General features: G+C 48.6%; 11 protein-coding genes. 4 read left to right on the forward strand and 7 right to left on the reverse strand.

From position 1 onward, the window contains the following. Window positions 1-443: 443 nt before the first annotated feature. Both B5F77_RS07075 and B5F77_RS07080 read right to left on the reverse strand, forming a co-directional pair. The gene (locus B5F77_RS07075; RefSeq protein WP_087329396.1) at window positions 444-2330 is read right to left on the reverse strand and encodes a SusD/RagB family nutrient-binding outer membrane lipoprotein; all 1887 of its coding nucleotides are present in this window, start codon (window positions 2328-2330) and stop codon (window positions 444-446) included. A gap of 77 nt (window positions 2331-2407) precedes the next feature. Further along, window positions 2408-5845, reverse strand: a complete 3438-nt coding sequence (locus tag B5F77_RS07080; RefSeq protein ID WP_087329398.1) for a SusC/RagA family TonB-linked outer membrane protein — start codon at window positions 5843-5845, stop codon at window positions 2408-2410. A 719-nt stretch (window positions 5846-6564) separates the two neighbouring features. Here B5F77_RS07080 and B5F77_RS07085 point away from each other — a divergent pair. Together B5F77_RS07085 and recQ are read left to right on the forward strand one after the other, a co-directional pair. Beyond that, a complete protein-coding gene (locus B5F77_RS07085; RefSeq protein ID WP_087329400.1) occupies window positions 6565-8211 on the forward strand; it encodes an ABC-F family ATP-binding cassette domain-containing protein in 1647 nt (548 codons plus the stop codon). Beyond that, complete coding sequence (recQ, locus tag B5F77_RS07090; RefSeq protein ID WP_087329519.1) at window positions 8211-10049, forward strand: DNA helicase RecQ; 1839 nt, start codon at window positions 8211-8213, stop codon at window positions 10047-10049. The genes B5F77_RS07085 and recQ overlap by 1 nt, the downstream gene beginning before the upstream one ends. 664 nt (window positions 10050-10713) lie before the next feature. On the opposite strand, the gene B5F77_RS07100 is transcribed toward recQ, so the two are convergent. The 4 genes from B5F77_RS07100 to B5F77_RS07115 all read right to left on the reverse strand — a co-directional run bounded on the left by B5F77_RS07100 (window position 10714) and on the right by B5F77_RS07115 (window position 15896). Further along, window positions 10714-11499 carry a DUF4469 domain-containing protein gene (locus B5F77_RS07100; protein WP_087329404.1) on the reverse strand — a complete coding sequence of 262 codons (786 nt, stop codon included), beginning with the start codon at window positions 11497-11499 and terminating at the stop codon, window positions 10714-10716. Window positions 11500-11778: 279 nt separating this feature from the next. Next, on the reverse strand, window positions 11779-13731 hold the full coding sequence (locus B5F77_RS07105) for a hypothetical protein (RefSeq protein WP_087329406.1): 1953 nt from the start codon (window positions 13729-13731) through the stop codon (window positions 11779-11781). Between the two features lie 216 nt (window positions 13732-13947). Further along, window positions 13948-14826: a carbon-nitrogen hydrolase gene (locus B5F77_RS07110; protein ID WP_087329408.1), complete on the reverse strand. Its 879-nt coding sequence runs from the start codon at window positions 14824-14826 to the stop codon at window positions 13948-13950. A 35-nt stretch (window positions 14827-14861) separates the two neighbouring features. Then, window positions 14862-15896 (reverse strand): agmatine deiminase family protein, encoded by a 1035-nt coding sequence (locus B5F77_RS07115; RefSeq protein WP_087329410.1) that lies wholly within the window; start codon window positions 15894-15896, stop codon window positions 14862-14864. A 124-nt stretch (window positions 15897-16020) separates the two neighbouring features. On the opposite strand from B5F77_RS07115, the gene B5F77_RS07120 reads away from it, so the two are divergent. Continuing rightward, a complete protein-coding gene (locus B5F77_RS07120) occupies window positions 16021-16638 on the forward strand; it encodes an HAD family phosphatase (protein WP_087329412.1) in 618 nt (205 codons plus the stop codon). A gap of 49 nt (window positions 16639-16687) precedes the next feature. Here the strand turns inward: B5F77_RS07120 and B5F77_RS07125 are convergent, their stop codons facing one another. Continuing rightward, on the reverse strand, window positions 16688-17590 hold the full coding sequence (locus B5F77_RS07125) for a helix-turn-helix domain-containing protein (protein ID WP_087329414.1): 903 nt from the start codon (window positions 17588-17590) through the stop codon (window positions 16688-16690). A 269-nt stretch (window positions 17591-17859) separates the two neighbouring features. Here B5F77_RS07125 and B5F77_RS07130 point away from each other — a divergent pair, with 269 nt between their 5' ends. Continuing rightward, window positions 17860-18885 (forward strand): efflux RND transporter periplasmic adaptor subunit, encoded by a 1026-nt coding sequence (locus B5F77_RS07130; RefSeq protein ID WP_087329416.1) that lies wholly within the window; start codon window positions 17860-17862, stop codon window positions 18883-18885. Window positions 18886-18963: the final 78 nt, after the last annotated feature.

Genomic DNA, 18963 nt, shown 5'->3' on the forward strand with positions numbered 1-18963 from the left:
ATTGCGTGGACACAATTCCATTTCCCACGCGATTGGAAGTCCATTGTGTGGACGCAATTCCATTTTCAACGTGATTAGAAGCCCATTGCGTGGACGCAATTCCATTTCCAACGCGATTGGAAGCCTTTTGCGTGGACGCAATGGCATTTCCCACGTTTTGGGAAGCCAAATTCTTTCATAAAATCTCAAAATAGAACCCAAAGGAAGGTGTTTCAGACGGGAATGCGAATCTGTAGAATAGGGAGAAAGCGGATAGGCATAAAAAGAACCGGTTCGCTTGGGGAATGCGCATTAGCTCATGGAATGAGTCGTTAAGGTCGTGGTTAGCCCAAGTCGAACCGGTTTAAACCAAACAAAAAAACTAATTCTATTTGTCCATATAATCGGTCCCTCACGGGAGTACATTATATTCGAGAGGTATTAATTAACATAAATGAACATCGTTATAATTGCGGTCCTTCGCCCCATTGGGGAGCACCTTCGTCCATCCAAAGGCGTTCGGTATTGAGCACACCGCCCGATGAACCGATGCTGAGCCCTTGCTCCTCGTAGGTGTTGATAAGGATATCATACATCTGGTCGGTAGGCGAGGGGGCACTGATGGCCATACGGCGTGGGATGGAACTTGCCGGATACCCGTTGGATGCATAATCCATACGCGGGAAGATGTCGGAGTTAAACTTCGGCACACCTGAACGCAAGGCTGTACGGTAAGCGTCGATAGGCGAGAGCGAGAAGTGTATCATCTCTTGGAGGTATATCTTCTCCAGGTCGTCTGCGGTATTTCCTGTAAGCTGATAATCCTCGTGCGACATCATTTCCTCTATTTCCCCGCTTTGGAGGTCAATCACGGCCTCGTTCGGGTCATAGTTGTAAGTGGTACCGTAGTAGGGTATCTGGTTGAGGTTTGCCAACCGGTCATACTCTTCAACGGATGCTTCCAACGCTTTATTGTAGTAATCCTCGGCCGACTGCGGAAGACTTGCGCCTAAGAGCGCGAACTCAGCCAGATAGAAGTTCACTTCGGCGGTAGTCAGGTACATGCCGTACCAGGGTTGGTCGTCTGTATCTTCAATGACGGCATCGCCCGAAGCCACGGGAAGCGTGAAGTCGATACGGCCATACACTTGCTCTTGCTGGAAGTAGGAGAAAGGCGTGTACGTGTAGGATTCATCGTAACGGCATTGGTTAGAGTAGTCGAACCAATCGCCGTATGTCCCGGCCTGTTGGGCGGCATTGAAGTCGAGCGGCAAGCCATAGTAACGTACCCACGGTTCGCCTGGCGATTTCCACGAATCGAATTGGTAGTTGCCATCGCTATCTACCGTATAGTTGATGTTGTCCATAATATAAGAGGGCACATCATCCGCTCTCCCGGCATCGAAGAAGAGCTGTACCACCTTCGAGTTCCAATCGTTCTTTTGGAAGATAAAGCGTACGCGCGGGTCGCGATTGTTTACCATAAAGTCAATCATCGTTTGCGACCCGGCTACGCTTTGTAGTATTCCATTACTCCAGTGGTAGACATAATCGTTACTTGAAGTATTCTCTGTACCTTTGTTGAAGAGGAAGTCGTCCGACTCGCCATCGATAAGTCCGCAAGATGCGTTTGCAACTTCTTCGGCAATCGATAAAGCGCGAGAACGGTCTTGGAAGAGCAAGCGAACAGCTATCTTCAGTTTCAACGAGTTGGCCAACTTCGCCCATTTCGTAGCATCCGCGCTATAGATAGGGTCTTGAGCAGACTCGAAGTTCTGGTCCGTCGAAGTCGTAAAGGTAGTGATGCAAGTGTCCAGTTGGTTAATCCAAAGGTCATAGAGGTCTTGTACGCTGTCGTATTGTGGCGTCAGCGTTCCTCCATGCATGGCGTTAGCCGCTTCCGTATAAGGAATGTTTCCATAAAAGTCTGTATCATGGATGCCAGCATAGATGCACAATACGTTCATGGCAGCTTCGTAGTTGGCATACATTTCGCTTTCCTCTTCCGTCAACGTCGAACGTGTGTATGCGATTTCGTTTTTATACTTTAATACGTCAGTCGTAGTCAGTCCGGGTAGCGATTGAGCATCAAATGTAGTCGATGTGACACTTCCGGTCGACACCAACGTCTGCATGTATTGATACATAGCATCTGCCTGGTAGAACCAATAGGTATAGTCGGAGGTTTCAAACTCTAGTACACCCTGAGCAAACAGGTAAGCTACATCAGCATCTGTTACCGCGCTGGGGTCAGTATTTACTTCCGAAAAGTCGTCTCGGCAAGATACGGCGAGTACGGCACAACCTGCCAGCATTCCCGTTATCATTCCTTTGTATATATTCTTTCTCATTTTACTATCAATTTATAATTCGTAATGTTTACCATTATGTACTATTTATATTATTAGGAATTACTTTTGTCAAGCATTTAGAATCCTACATTGACTGTTAGGGTAAAGCTGGATGTCACACCTGAGAGCGAACGGATACGGAATTCGCTGGAAGCCGTACCGGAGACCGATTCCGGGTTGATATTGTTTGGCAACGAGTTGAGCAAGTAACCTAAGTTATGCCCGTTCAGGGTCAGGATACAGTGTTTCGCCTTAATCTTCTCACAAGCGGAAGTGGGAAGGCGGTAGCTGAGCGAAACGTCGCGTAAGGCGATGTAGTTCAATTTCGAGAACCACGCATCGTTTACTACACCATAGTTCGAACCGCTTCCGCTCCAAGCATTGTTCCAGTAAGTCCAAGCCGAGGCATGTGTTGGCTCGATAACGCCTTTATCGATCAACTCCTGATAGGATTCTCCTGCTGTGGACACACCACCCGAACCTACTGTATAGGTGCTACCGTCGGCTTGTGTGATGGTCGTTCCGCTGGAAATAATACCTTGCGGGATGACACCATCGCTATAGGTCAGACCGTCGTAGGCGGAAGTCCATGTCACGCCACCATATCCCGAACGTCCTTCCAAAGAGCTTTCTGTCCATCCATAAGCCGTACCATAACGATTGGCGTAAGATGCGACATAGCCACCGAAACGCATATCCAAGGCGACGCTGAGGCTCCAGTTCTTATAGCGCAGGCTGGTTGAAACGGAACCGAGGAAGTCCGGAATCATGGAACCAATCTCGACTACCTCTTCGTTGCGGTAGAGGTGAGCACGGTGCTGGGAGTCGGTCCATACCAACATGGGTAAGCCGGAGGATTCATCTATCTGGACGTAACTGTCGGTCATCAATGTTCCATACGAAGAACCTACTTTAGCCACCGAACCGATACGGTAGTTACCATAGCTTACATCTCCCGAAAGGACGATATAATCTGCCACATCCTCGTGGAGAGAGACAATTTTATTCATATTCTTCGTCCACGTAAAGTTCAAATCCCATTCCCAGTCTTTATTTTGGAAAGGAACCGTGTTCAAGGCCAATTCTACACCTTTGTTTTCGATGTTACCGGCATTTACCACTTTGCTGCTGATACCGGATACACTGGGGACGGAGATAGACATAATCTGGTCGTAGGTGTTCTCCTTGTAATAGGTAGCATCGAGGGCGATGCGGTTGTTAATGAAACGCCAGTCCAAACCTACTTCCCATGCTTTCTTACGTTCAGGCTTCAGGTCCGGGTCATAGTAGGTGCTACTCATCGAGAGGCCATAATATTTGCCCGACGAAGTGGTAGTTGTATTCAATGAATAGGCCGTATTGATTCCATACGGGTCGCAGTCATTACCTACTTGGGCATACGACGCACGTACTTTGGCGAAAGAAATCCACTCAGGCAATTGGTCGCGGAAAGTAGATGAGAGCAACCACGAACCGTTGATAGAGGGGTAGAAGTAAGAATAGGTTCCATGTCCGTCTGAATAGACCAAAGCAGACGACCAGTCATTACGTCCTGTAACATCTACGAACACTTGGTCTCTCCAGCTTACTCCGGCTTGGAAGGCTACAGATAGCATCTTCTTGTGGGCCTGAATCTCTGCGGTGTAGGACGGGGTATTCTCCGAGTTCTCAATAAAGAATTGATTGGGAACCACCAAATCTCCTTCCGTGTTCATCGCTTGCTGCTGCTGGAAGTTCTGATAATATTCGCCCCGCAGGAATCCGTTTACGGTCCAGTCTCCCCACGTCTTGTTGAAGACGAAGTTCGCATTCAGGTTGGTTTGTTCCTTCGTAGTCTGGCTGATGCCGTAGTATCCGCCTTCGTTGGCATAGCCGCTACCCGGCTGTTTGTTCTCATAACGGGTATAATAGTAATTGTAGTTACCTTCGACATTAAACTTCAACCAATCCAGCAGGTCTATGTCTAACTTGACGCTGGGACGTACCGACGTCTCTTTTTGGCGATAATCGTTTTCATATACGCTCCACCAAGTACTGCGTCCTGGCATATTCCCATATTCGTCGCCGTAGGAAGAATCCGCCAAACCACCGTGGTCGCCTTTGTATTTGTCTTTCGAATAAGAGGTATTATAAAGGTTCCCCCATGTGCCATCAACGAAGTTCAAACCAATGTTCTTTTGCGTATTGCGAGGAGTAGAGTTGGCGAACGACATGCTGGCCTCAATCTTCACCTTGTTGGTAATCTGATGGGTTGCCTTTCCTAAGAACGAGATACGGTCGAACTGGTTGTTGGGGACCGTACCGTTGGCATGCTTATAAGACAGAGAGGTATAGAAGGTTGTCTTTTCGTTACCTCCGCTGACGGCCACGTTCGTATTCGAATTGAAACCGGTATTATAGGCATCGCGGAAACGGCTCTTTACGGCACTATACGGAACAGTGGTGCCATCATAATATTCAATGTCTTGTCCGTCGAACGCAGGTCCCCATCCCATGGTCTCGGCTCCAATCAATGAACGGTTGCCCGACGAGTTAGTATAAAACTGACGTTCGTTGTCATACACATAGTAGTCACCGTTGGCATCCGTTTCTCCATAATCCACATAACCTGCGATGGTACCGTTACCAAATGCATTCTGGAGATTAGGTGTTTGAGTCACGACATCTATACCGATCGATTGGGAGAAGTTGATACCCAAACCTTGGTTCTTCTTTCCGCTCTTGGTGGTGATGACTACGGCACCATTCAAACCGCGCGAACCATAAAGAGCCGTAGCAGCTGCACCTTTCAGGACAGAAACAGACTCGAAATCATCTGGGTTCAAGTTCTTCAATTCGTTACCATAGTCGTTTGTATCGCTCGACCAATCCGGGTCTCCCGTATAGACATCGTTGCTCAAGATGATACCATCCACTACATAAATCGGTTGGTTATTGCTTCCTAACGTAGAAGCACCACGAATTTGAATCTTGGTTGAACCGAACATACCACCGTCCGAACCAGAGATTTCTACACCCGCTACTTTACCTTGCAAGGCAGATACCGGGTTAATCAAGTTGGTATTCAACTCTTCACCCTTCAGTTCTGTCATGGCATAACCTAACGATTTCTCCGAACGTTTCATACCTAAAGCCGTTACCACGACTTCGTCCAATTGCTCCGAATCCTCCGCCATCTTGACACTCAGCGAAGGTTGTCCTTCGTAGATAATCTCTTGCGTAGTATAACCGATGTAAGAGATTTGGATGACATCCCCCCGCTTCAATCCTTCCAAGAGGAAATTTCCATCCATGTCGGTAATGGTACCGTGGGTAGTTCCTTTAACCAGCACGGTAGCACCTACGACAGGTCCCATCGCATCCGAAACGGTCCCCTTTAGCTGTCCTTCATCTTGCGCAATACTTCCTGCAAGGGGATTCGCAGGAGCTATTTCTGCGTACACATTGCCTGTAATGCTCAGTACGGTAGCTATAAGCAAAAGGCAAACGGGTTTTGTACTTTTCTCTTTGTACATGATATAAAAGATTTAGTTATTAAATAGGTATAGATAGATTCTCCCAGTCCCCTTTGCCTTGAAACAGAGGCAAAAGGGGGGACTACGTGGCAAGGCGTTCGTCTGCCAGCATAGACTAAATAAGTGTGTGGATTAGAGCTTTCGTTTGCGTTCAAACGAATCGTTCGTCCTGCTTCCGGTAAAGGGGAAGCTTCTCAATAGGGAATAGTTCCTGCGGAGGAGGAAGGGGTTCCCATGCCACGTGGTGCATGGAAAACCGTTCATCAACACTAAATACATCATCATCACATTTCAACTTAATCTGTTCAACATCACATTTCCCTTCCTTAAAATAGGAGGTGGGAATGGTAATCGCTTTCTATTTTATGCAAATCTAAGCGAACTTTTACCAATGCAAATGTAGCTAATTTTAGTTGGGATAAACAAACTTTGTGTGTTAAAAATGAGGTGCGTAAATGCTAATAATTAGGAACTTATAAGTGCGCTGCAGGCTTTTGTATGGGAAAATTCAGCTTTTATCGATTGTTTTCCTGGTTTTGTCGATAAAACAGGGGAATGGGAAAAGGAGGAAAAAATAGTTATAATCGTTTTCAATCTTCGTTATAATCGTCGGCGATTCTCGTTATAATCGGAAAGGATGTCCGGTATATTTCTTTGGGAAATATATTTAATGTATCTTTGTGGCATTTTTAGTTTAGATAATAATTTAGGTATAAAGCATGATTTCAATCGACGGACTGACGGTAGAGTTTGGGGGTACTACCCTCTTTTCAGGCATATCATTTGTCATCAATGAGAAGGAGAGAATCGCTTTAATGGGTAAGAACGGGGCAGGGAAATCAACCCTTTTGAAGATATTGGCCGGCGTAAAGGAACCCACACAGGGGCGGGTTTCTGCGCCGAAAGATACGGTCATTGCTTATCTTCCCCAACACTTGATGACGGAAGACGGGCGGACGGTCTTCGACGAAGCGGCACAAGCGTTTGCCCATCTGCACGAGATGGAGGCGGAGATAGAGGCACTGAATCACGAATTAGAGGTGCGTACCGATTATGATTCGCCGGAGTATATGCAACTAATCGAGCGTGTCTCGACCTTGAGTGAGAAGTTTTATTCCATAGAAGAACGGAATTATGAGGCAGACATCGAGAAGACGCTCCTCGGATTGGGCTTCCAGCGGACGGATTTCGGACGGCAAACGTCGGAGTTCAGTGGCGGGTGGCGGATGCGTATCGAGCTGGCTAAGCTCTTATTACAGAAGCCGGACGTGTTGCTCCTCGACGAGCCGACGAACCATCTCGATATTGAATCTATCCAATGGCTGGAGGATTTCCTCATCGAGAGCGGGCAGGCGGTCGTGGTAATCAGTCATGACCGGGCGTTTGTAGACCATATTACGACGCGGACCATCGAAGTGACTATGGGCCGTATCTACGATTATAAAGTGAACTATTCGCAGTATCTGCAACTGCGCAAGGAGAGGCGCGAGCAACAACAGAAGGCTTACGACGAGCAACAACGGTTCATTGCTGATACAAAGGCCTTCATCGAACGCTTCAAAGGTACCTATTCGAAGACGCTACAAGTGCAGAGCCGCGTGAAAATGTTGGAGAAGTTGGAGCTGGTTGAGGTGGACGAAGAGGACACGTCTGCCCTGCGTTTGAAGTTCCCGCCCGCCCCTCGGTCGGGAAGTTATCCGGTTATTTTGGAAAATGTCTCGAAGTCTTACGACGAAAAGTGCGTCTTCCGGAATGTAAATCTCACCATCGAGCGGGGCGATAAGATTGCGTTTGTCGGGCGGAACGGCGAGGGAAAGTCTACCTTGGTCAAGTGTATCATGGGCGAAATACCGTATGAAGGGAAGCTGACCCTCGGCCACAATGTGCAGATTGGCTACTTCGCCCAGAACCAAGCCTCGCTGTTGGATGGCGAACTGACCGTCTTCCAGACCATCGACGACGTGGCAAAAGGCGACATCCGTACGAAGGTAAAAGACCTCCTCGGCGCCTTCCTCTTTGGCGGAGAGAACGCAAACAAGAAGGTAAAAGTGCTGTCGGGTGGCGAAAGGACACGCCTCGCCTTGCTCCGTCTCCTGCTGGAACCGGTCAATTTACTGATACTCGATGAGCCCACGAACCACCTGGATTTAAAGACAAAGGACATTCTGAAGCAAGCGTTGTCGGACTTTGACGGGACGCTTATCGTCGTTTCGCACGACCGAGACTTCCTGGATGGGCTGGTTTCTAAGGTGTATGAGTTCGGAAACCAGCGCGTCACCGAGCACTTGGAGGGCATTTATGAGTTCATGCAACGCAAGCGAATGGAGAACTTACGCGAACTGGAGCGCGTCTCGAACCGTCCATGATGGAGAAGTTGTTGGCGCTCTTGAAGCAATTTTTCGGGTATCCTTCCTTCCGTCCCCTGCAGGCAGAAATCATCCAGCACGTCCTTTCCGGGAAAGATGCCCTTGTCTTGATGCCGACGGGAGGGGGCAAATCCATTTGCTATCAGCTCCCCGCGATTTACCTTCCCGGTCTTACTTTAGTCATTTCACCACTGATTGCCTTGATGAAGGACCAGGTGGAGGGGCTGGTGGCCAACGGTATTCCGGCGGCTTCCCTCAATAGTTTGATGAGCGAAGCCGAGGTGCAGCAGGTCAAACAGCTGTGTGTGCAGGGGAAAATCAAACTGCTTTATATCTCGCCGGAGCGGGTGAAGGCGGAGGCGGACTGGTTTCTTCCTCGGCTGGATGTCTCGTTGATTGCTATCGACGAGGCGCACTGTGTCTCGCATTGGGGGCATGATTTCCGTCCGGAATACACGCAACTCTCCATCCTGAAGGAGCGGTTTCCCTCTGTTCCTGTCGTGGCGCTGACGGCGACAGCGGACAAAGTCACGCGGGCCGACATCGTCAAGCAACTTCATTTGGCCGATCCGCGTGTCTTTATCTCGTCGTTCGACCGCCCGAACATCGCGCTGAATGTCCGGCGGGAGCTCAACAAGCGGGAGAAAGTGCACGCTATGGTGCGCTTCATTCGCCTGCATAAGGGACAAAGCGGCATCGTCTACTGCATGAAACGGGCCGATACCGAGAAGCTGGTCGACGAACTGAAATTATTCAATATCCGCGCTGTGGCGTATCACGCAGGACTCTCTCCGCAGGAACGCATCACTGCGCAGGACGATTTTATCAACGATCGTGTCGAGGTGGTCTGCGCCACCGTGGCTTTCGGCATGGGCATCGACAAGAGCAATATCCGCTGGGTAATCCATTTTAATATGCCAGGCAGCATCGAAAACTATTACCAGGAGATTGGCCGTGCCGGGCGGGACGGCGCGAAAAGTGACACGCTTTTGTTTTATTCCCTGTCCGACTTGATCGTCCTTCGCCAGTTCGCCGAAGAGAGCGGACAGCAGGAGGTGAACCTCGAGAAGCTCAACCTCATGCAGCGTTACTGCGAGGCGGATATCTGCCGACGCCGCATCCTCTTGAGCTACTTCGGCGAAGAGGCGGAGCATGACTGCGGGAATTGCGACGTCTGCCAGCATCCGCCGGTCCGCTTCGACGGCAGCATTTTGGTGCAAAAGGCCCTGAGCGCGATGATTCGGACGCAGCAACAAATCGGCATCGAGATGCTGATATGGATCCTACGCGGCGCAGCCCGGCAGGAAATCACGGAGCGAGGTTATCACCACCTGAAGACGTATGGCGCGGGGCGCGACCTTCCTTATCTCCATTGGAAGGAGTATATTTACCAGATGATACAGCTGGGCTTCATCGAAGTGGACTATGCGAACGCGAACCGACTGCGCATGACGCCGCTCGGCCAGCGCGTTCTCTACGGGAAAGCCCAGGCTCAGTTGGCACAATATCGTCCGCCCGAGAAGGAGGAGAAGCCGGCCAGCAAGTCCGCACGCGGCGCTTTTCGGGCCGAACCTATCCGCCCGATGGCTTCCTCGTCGGTTGACGACCAACTCCTCGATGCCCTCAAACAGCTCCGCAAACAGTTGGCCGCCAAAGAAAACCACCCCGCCTATCATATCTTTACCGACGCAGCGCTCGAAGAAATGGTGCGCCTCAAGCCCGTCACCCTGGACGACTTTAGCCTTATTCATGGCGTGGGGCAAATCAAACTCGACCGGTATGGCCGCGTCTTTGTCGCCCTCATCCGCTTCATCTTGAAGCTGCCAAAGATGGGGTAAGGAGGGTGTTTTTATCAGGTTAGGATTATTTTTCTACATAAAAATGACTGTATTGAATAGCCATAAAGAAGATATTAGACAAGAAAATGCAGCGGGGAAGCAGCAAACAAGACCTAATTGGACGGATGAATTCAGTGGTATGTGGAACGCTGACCCGCGTTCTGCCGAAGAAATCATAACCGATATTCGCTCAAGTAGATGTCATCATGACCGGATTATATCACCGGAATTTGGGATAACAGACGGTGTAACCGTCTAATTATGCTTAACCGAAGGTGACGCGATAGCATCACCTTCGGCTCCACTGACCCCTATAAATCCGACCTCGAAGGGGTCGAATTCGTTGCATATTAGGTGGTTCGACCTCTTCAAGGTCGTCTCGTATAGATACATAGATACCGAAGGTGTCGCTTTCGCACCACCCTCGGTTAAGCATAATTAGACGGTTTCACCGTCTGTTTATCCCTTAAAAACGAAGAGGATGCACCGAAATAGAAAATGGCACACCGATGACACTGATTCAACAGATGACCGCAGATTCTTTTTTTATTGATTTATAATTAAATAAATCTGTGGCTATCTGTTGAATCAGTGTTATCAGTGTGCCATATAATCACTACGGCACACCTTCTTTATTTTTACGGTTTCACCGTCTGTTTTCCCTCTATACCAGCGTCACTTCCGGGCATTCTATCACGCGCGGCTCCTCGAGTGGCGTCTCCGTTCCGCTGTAGTAGGTAGTCAATGTCACCCGGTATTTACCTTCCGTCAGGTCAATAGGAACTACAAAGACCACCTCTGTATCGGTATTATGTCCGAATATTGTGACTGTTTCTACAGATGTATCCGGCGAATCAGACTGGTAGAAGTCGATGGCTCCCGAGCTGGTTCCGTCCGAACCTACCAGGAGAAGTCCGTTGCCAGTGAACTTGGTCAGCTGACCGCGCGTCAGTGTTCCGTCCGTTTTCTGCGTCTTCATGTCTAGGATTCCCGTCACAGCCGGAGGGATAACCGAGTTTTTTACCATCCGATAAGAATCCTTCGAGCCATATTTCACCCCGTCTTCCACCACGCCATCCAGTTCAAACGTAGCCGTTTGCAGAGCCTGTTTCAATTCGGTAGAGGGGGAAAATATAAATTTTAAGTTCTGTATCATCGTTTGCGGGTCGAAGTCATCAATATTATTTACCCCCTTACTACTAAACGATAATCGCAGTTTTCCTAAATTACCAAGCGTTACTGTGATTCCACTCATGATTCGGGGAACCAAATTATCTGCCACTGTTTCCATCACATGATTGAACTCTCCTTTCGACAATGTCGTATTTCCTACCGCTGCTTTTGCCGTTTCTGTAGCATCCATTACACCTTTTCCTGATGGAGCTGCGTACCATAATAGCTCTTTTGTCGACGGATTCATCCTCTTTACTAAATTGTAATTTGCTTTCATAGCTGTCTTTTTTTAATATGTTAGTAATCAAATTTTTATTTGGTTCTGACTATATTCTTTGAAAAATACCCTCATCTCGCTTGAAAAACCTGCCCGGATTTTGGTAAAAACCTGCCCAGGTTTTCATGTAAATCTGCCCAGGTTTTTATACAAACCTGCCCAGGTTTTTTTTAATTCACCATTGTATTTATAAAAGAACACCTTCATACCTAAAACAAGGCATAAAGGTGTTTTGTTTTAAGAAAAGGAGATTTTTTTCAAAAAAATAGCAGTACGCTGTCAGTATCTCGTCAGAAGATAGCATAAAAGGGCATTTTTTTTCTGGGAAAGAGACAGCTTTTCTTGTATCTGCCTGCCGGTTTCTTCAGCCTTTTCGGATGGGATACCCAGCCAAAGGGCATTCTCTTGGTTCGTCAATCGGAGGAAGGAGAGGTAGCTATATCGCTGTTCCAGCGGGGTGAGCCCGGCCTCATCCAGGCATTTCTGCAAGGAGGGATAAAAATAATGCAGTATTTTCTGCATGGATTTCCAATCCCTTTTCCCCAGCGGCTTCACCTTATCTGGATTTTTAATTCGCTTCTTTATCCGTGCATACGACGGGATTTCCTTGACGATGGTACGGTTTATCGATAGCAGTCCACGCAGGATACATGCCTTATTATCCTGTAATAGCCTATATTGTTCGCGCAAAATCTGTATGCGATACAGGCTATTTTTTTTATCATACCTCGATATTTCTATATCCAACTCCCTTATTTTTACCTGATTTTCCACCAGCTTTTTCCGTATAAACAGGTCTTTTGTCAAGAAATCTACCAACTCATTATTCGAAAAGATGCCGTTCAGGAAGTCCGTAGTTTCCTGCCATTTTTGCTGCCTATACTGCAAAAAAGGCAATAATTGCACCTTCGCCTCCTCCTGTTGCGACTGCATTAAGCGACTATTCCAGTACGCTTGTTTGTAAAACTTCATCTGCTCTGCCAGTTCTTGCCGCGACTTTTGGTTGTCTTTGTACAGCTCTTTCATCTCATCCATCATGCTCTTTAACTTCTTCCGATACTTTCTTTTCTGATATACATGGTAGGCTATCTGGAAAAACAGGACGAATAGAAGGAACACCATTACATATTTTAAAATCGAAATCTGCTGGGAAAGACCCGGCAAATTGAGCTTCTTTTCAAAGAGTTCCATGTGTTCTTCCGCTTTTTGATTCCACTCTTTCCGCTCTTTTTGACACTGAATTTCGTAGATTTTCGTCAGTTGCCGCGCCTTTTCTATAGAGTCTAAAGCCGTATGGTAGTCGTCTTTTTTCGCCATCATATTCGCGAAAGTTCTTAACCAATGGATATAATCTATGGTTCCCAAGGCGGATTTTCGCGCCTCTTGCAGGCAGTATTCTACCTGTTTCAGACTGTCTTCTTGCAGATAAAGAATGCCCAAGGCGATAAAAGCCGACGCAGCCGGTTGGGGAGAAGCCGCGTCAACAGCTTGCTGGAAGCAATACTTGGCTTGCGGAATATGCCCTGATTCCTGATAGATTTCCCCTACCTTATTATATAAGGAGACGATATCGGCCTGGCGGCCTGCCAGCCGGAAAAGGGAATCAGCCCGATGAATGCAATCTTGGGCCGCCGGGAGCGAATCCTGTGCCACGTAGGTTTGGCCCAAAATCTGCCACGCCCGTGCCTGAAGGAAGCTGTCCTGGGTCTGCCGGAATACCGGTAACGATTTCCGCGCCCAGTCTTGTGCCTTCGGAATATCCTTCTTTTTCACATACCAATTCGCCAGTTCCAGCCAGATACGAGCCGATAAATACCTGTCTCCTGCCGCCCGGCTATACATTTCCGCCTTGGCAAAATACTCAAAAGACGATGCGAAAATGTTTTCTTCCTGCATGGAACGGCCTAAATAGAAGCTCATGCGAGCCTGGTCAATAGGCTTTCCATGCTTTTCCAGATAACGATGTGCATGCTCAAGGTCGAAGAGATAAGGCAAAGGAGTCCGAATCGAATCGGCCAGACGACAAGCCACCTGGCAGTAACGCACCAGCCACTTATCCGGCAATAACACCGGATGTTTTACACTATCCAGCAGGGCACGCGCCTCCCACGGGGCGGACTGTTCGATACGTTCTGCCTGTTTTATCCACTGTTTCCACTGCTTTGTCTCTTTCCTATACGGGCTGCAAGCTATTAATGTAAAGCATAAAATGCCATAAATCCACCTGTGCATAATCTTTTTTGTTTGGAGGCACAAAGATAATATGAATCTATTAAATAACAAGAGACCAGCCTAAAACAATGGGATTCCGACGGCAATTCCTGGCAAAAGTCTGGCATAAGGACCAGAAAGAGGAGGGACCTTTGCGCGAAAACAGCCCGCCAGATACCAAAATGCCCCGCCTTGCGACAGGGCAAGACGGGGCATACGACCCAAAATCAGCCTCCTTTACGGGAAGAGAAACCGCTGCGTCAGTCCGGAAAAAGCATCAATACGGCGGTCGCGGAAGAAGGGCCACCAGCGACGAACCTGCTCTGAACGCTTCAAATCTACGTCGACTACTTGCACCATCTCCTCGCTGTTGGGAAGCTCGGCCAGTAGTTCTCCTTGCGGACCAGCAACGAAACTATTGCCCCAGAACTCGATGCCGCGCGTCTGTCCCGACGGGTCCGGCTCATGACCTGTGCGGTTTACGGTGATAACCGGCAGCCCGTTGGCAACCGCATGTCCGCGTTGTACCGTCACCCAAGCCTCCTTTTGCCGGCACTTCTCCGCCTCTGTATCCGAACTTTCCCAGCCAATAGCGGTCGGATAAATCAGGACTTCGGCGCCCCGCATAGCCATCAGTCGCGCGGCTTCCGGGTACCATTGGTCCCAACAGACGAGGACTCCCAAGCGGCCCACCGAGGTGTTGATGGGCTCGAAGCCCAGGTCTCCCGGCGTAAAGTAGAACTTTTCGTAATAAGCAGGGTCGTCCGGGATGTGCATCTTGCGGTACATGCCGGCGATAGAGCCGTCTCGTTCGAGGACGACAGCCGTGTTATGATACAACCCCGGCGCCCTCTTTTCGAAGAGAGACAGCACGATGACGACACCCAGCTCGCGGGCCAACGCGCCAAACGATTCGGTCGAGGGACCGGGAATCGGCTCTGCCAGGTCGAAAAGTGCGGTGTCTTCCGTTTGGCAGAAGTACAGGCCATTGTGCAATTCCTGCAAGACAATCAGCTCCGCACCGGCAGCAGCCGCCTCGCGGACGCGGGTTTGCAACTTGCGGACATTCGCTTCGATGTCCGAAGTATTACGCTGTTGAATTAAACCTACCTTCATGTTTTTATCTGTTTATCTGTGTCCTATTTTAGAAATCAACGGATGACTCCCTTCGGATACTGCATCGTGACGCAATGAAGAGAACCATGTTGCTTGATAAGCGGGAGGCAATTGACGCCCACTACTTCCCGTTCGGGGAACACCTCCTGCAGGATTGCGCGGGCGATTTCATCCTTCGGCGAGCCATAAAAGGGCAGGAGGACGGCGCCATTCAGGATAAGAAAATTCGCATACGTAGCCGGCAGACGCTCCCCATTCCAGCGGACTTCATCCGCCATAGGCAGCGGCACCAAGCGATACGGCGCCCCGTTTAATTGCCGGAAGGCCTGTAATTCTCGCTCCATAGCGCGGAGTTCCTTGAAATGTTCGTCCGTGGGGTCGAGACATTGCACGTAGGCAATCGTATCTTCCCGGCAGAAACGGGCGAGCGTATCGATGTGGCTGTCCGTATCATCTCCCGCTAAATAGCCATGTTCCAGCCAGAGAATGCGCTTCAACCCGAAGACCTGCGTCAAATAATCCGCTATCTCTTCCCGCCGAAGATACTCGTTGCGGTTGACCGAAAGGAGGCACTCGGACGTCGTGAGCAGCGTACCTTTCCCATCCGACTCGATACTTCCCCCTTCCAAGACGAAGGGCTTCATGCCGCAAACACGCGCATTAGCTGAAAAAACACGCTTCTGAAAAATCCTGCGGGTGATGAGGTTGTCGAGCCCGGCCGCGAACTTCATCCCCCAACCATTGAATACAAAGTCGTATACGAGCGGACCATCCGACGTAAACACCGTGATGCCGCCGTGATCTCGAGCCCAGGTATCGTTGGTTTCTAACTCGACAAAGCGGACGCGCGACGCGTCGAATACACCCAATTGCCGGCGTACCTCTGCTTCGTTACGGCAGACAATCAGCAGATTCTCTCGCTTTATGATTTCATGAGCAATCGTCACGAAGCACGCTGTTACTTCATCTAAGATAGGAGCCCAGTCGGTTTCTTCGTGCGGCCACGTCAGTTGTATGGCGCTTTGCGGGTACCATTCCGCCGGCCAAGTAATGTGAAAATGATCTTGCATGATTTTGTTTTCTCTGTTAAGACGGCGTAAAGGTACAATTATTCCTGCCATTTTCTATCGCTTTTTCATAGATTTTCCCTATATTTGCCAGCATATAGTTTAAAAAATACGGGAAGTTATTACCATGAAAGGAATCAAGAATCTGATATTTGACTTCGGAGGTGTATTGGTTAACCTCGATAAGACCGCCTGTCGGAAGGCGTATGAGCAGCTGGGGATAGAAAGTATCCATGAAAGCGTATTGGATGATTATCGCCAAAAAGAATTGTATATGCAGTTCGAGTCGGGCAATATCTCGGCGGCCGGATTCCGGGCGAGTATGCGCCGTTTGTCCGATCAAACGTTGACTGACGAGCAGATTGACCAGGCCTGGATTGCGATGTTGGCAGATATTCCATCCTATAAGTTGGATTGGTTGCTTCGTCTGCGCGAGACGTACCACGTCCTATTGTTGAGCAATACCAATAGTATCCATTGGCAATGGGCGGAGCAACATCTTTTTACCTATAAGGGACATCATGTGGATGATTTCTTCGACCGTATTTACCTCTCGTATGAATTGCACATGCAGAAGCCCGATATTGAAATATTCAAATGCGTATTGAATGATTCAGTGATTACCGCAAACGAGACATTCTTTATCGATGATTCTCCTGCGAATTGCAAAGCTGCAGAATCGATAGGCATCCGCTCCTATTGTTGTCCTGCCGGTTCAGATTGGACATTCCTGTTTAAAGAGTAGCCTTGGATGGCGCGAGGAAATATTTTCCCGAAGTCCCTTTTGGAGAATTTCAGGTTAAGCTCGCATATTGTTCGCGGAAGGCTTGTGGAGAAAGTCCGGTTTCGCGTTTGAAAAATTTGCCGAAAGCGGATTGGTCGGAGAAATGGAACTGGTTTGCGACCTCTTGGATGGAAGTATCCAGATGGCAGAGGCTGCGCTTGGCTTCGGCCACCATTCGTCCGTAAATCCAGTCGCGAGGGTTTACTTTCATGTAACGTTTGACGAGGCGAGCGAGTGAACGAACGTCGATGCCTATTTGTTCGGCGTACCATTGCACGTCATGGTGTTCTTTGCTGTTTTCATGCACTAAACAAACAAAATGGTAGATGAGATTTTCGGTTCGACCGTCATCGACAGATCGTTCGCTTGTCCGGGCCTGCAAGACGGCGTCTAATACTTCCAGGTTCAGCTTGCGCAGTTCTACCTTCATCAGTTCCTTTTGAAAGAGATGTTGTTTGAGTTGGAGAGAATCTTCCAAGTAATTAAGAATTTGCCGCAGGCGGGAGGCTCGTTCTTTGCTGATAGGCACGAACAGACGGTTGTTTCGTTGCATGAAGGTCGAAAGCGGAACGAGGGGAATTCCCTTCATGACTTCATTCAGGAAATCAGGCGTGAAATAAATGCGAAAAGCCTCTATGTTATTGGATGCCTGTATGATGTTTATTTGGTCGAATTCGAAAATATCCAAAACACCTGGAACCGATAGGTGCAGTTCCGAGGCATTAACCATTATGTGTATTTCGCCTTTAAAAAGGAGAAATAGCGAGAAATAACCATCTCTGTTCCCTGGTAGGTTGGAGGGAATAGATGTTTTATTCAACCTTACAATTGCGATGTGTTTGTCGTTCGCCGCTATATTCAGGTCTTCTGCCGGTTTTCTGCTGGCCGTGTTCAATGTTACCCAGTTTGTCATCTTCTTAATCAATTAGGGCGTAAGTTTAGCATATAAATATGGGTTCGGCAACCTCGTTTATACATTTTAAGAGGGGACTTCGGGCGAATCCGGGTCGTTTTTCTCTTGTGGCCTTTTATGCTTTTTCTCGACTAAAAAAGAAAACCAATCGATAAAATCCGTAGAAATATCTGCCATGTCCAATTGTGCATCCAAGGTCATGGATTGGGTATGGAATTGAGTGGATTCTCAATTTTTAACGAGGTGGATTCTAAAAAAGCCAAACAGGCATGGTCTCTTCTTATAAGACTTTAAAGGTGGGAAAGACGAACCGCACGTTGAATCAGGAATACACGGCGACTATCAACGGTAGGCAAAGTGTGGAGATTCGACCGCAAGTAAGCGGTACCATCACAGAGGTGTGCATATCGGAAGGCGCATCGGTACAGAAAGGCGAGCCTCTTTTTATTATCGACCAGGTTCCTTACCGTGCCTCTTTACAAATGGCGAAGGCGAACGTGAAGAGTGCTGAGGCTGCGGTTGCCACTTCACGCCTTACGGTAGAGAGCAAAGAGGATTTGTTTGAGGAGCGGGTGATTTCAGCATTCGACTTGCAGACAGCCCGCAATTCTCTACTGGAAGCCGAGGCTACTTTGGAGCAAGCTAAAGCTGAAATGGTCAATGCGCAGAACAATCTGTCGTATACCGTAGTGACCAGTCCCGTGGATGGGGTCGCCAGTATGTTGCCGTATCGTGTCGGAGCTTTGGTTGATGCTTCTATCACTACGCCGCTGACGACCGTTTCGGACGATTCGGAGATGTACGTTTATTTTTCGATGACGGAGAACCAAGTCCTCTCTCTCGTGCGTGAATATCAAACCACCGCCAATGCATTGGAGCACATGCCGAAAGTCTCGCTTCGTTTGAGCGACGGTCAGATGTACGCATACGAGGGTTGCATTGATGCCATCAGCGGGACGATTGATACGGGTACGGGAGCTGTCCGTTTGCGTGCTACCTTTCCGAATCCGGAGCGGATGTTGCGCAATGGCGGGAGCGGCACAGTTGTTTTTCCCTATCAATTGGATAACGTGATTGTCGTCCCCCAGGAAGCTACGTATGAGATACAAGATAAGATATTTGTATATAAGGTGGTAGATGGTAAAGCGACATCGGCTCAAGTAACCGTCTTTTCGGTAAACGATGGCAAGGAGTATATTGTGGAAGAGGGTTTACAGGTGGGCGATGTCATTGTGGCGGAAGGCGCCGGGTTGTTGCAAGAGGGCACATCCATTGAGCAGCAGAATAAGGGATGATGAAAGGAACCGGAACGCCTATAATTCTAAAATAATATCGTTTTTTATAAGAAGGAGGGCTCCGGCTTCTAAAATACG

The organism is Parabacteroides sp. An277, from assembly GCF_002159645.1.
Taxonomy (GTDB): domain Bacteria; phylum Bacteroidota; class Bacteroidia; order Bacteroidales; family Tannerellaceae; genus Parabacteroides.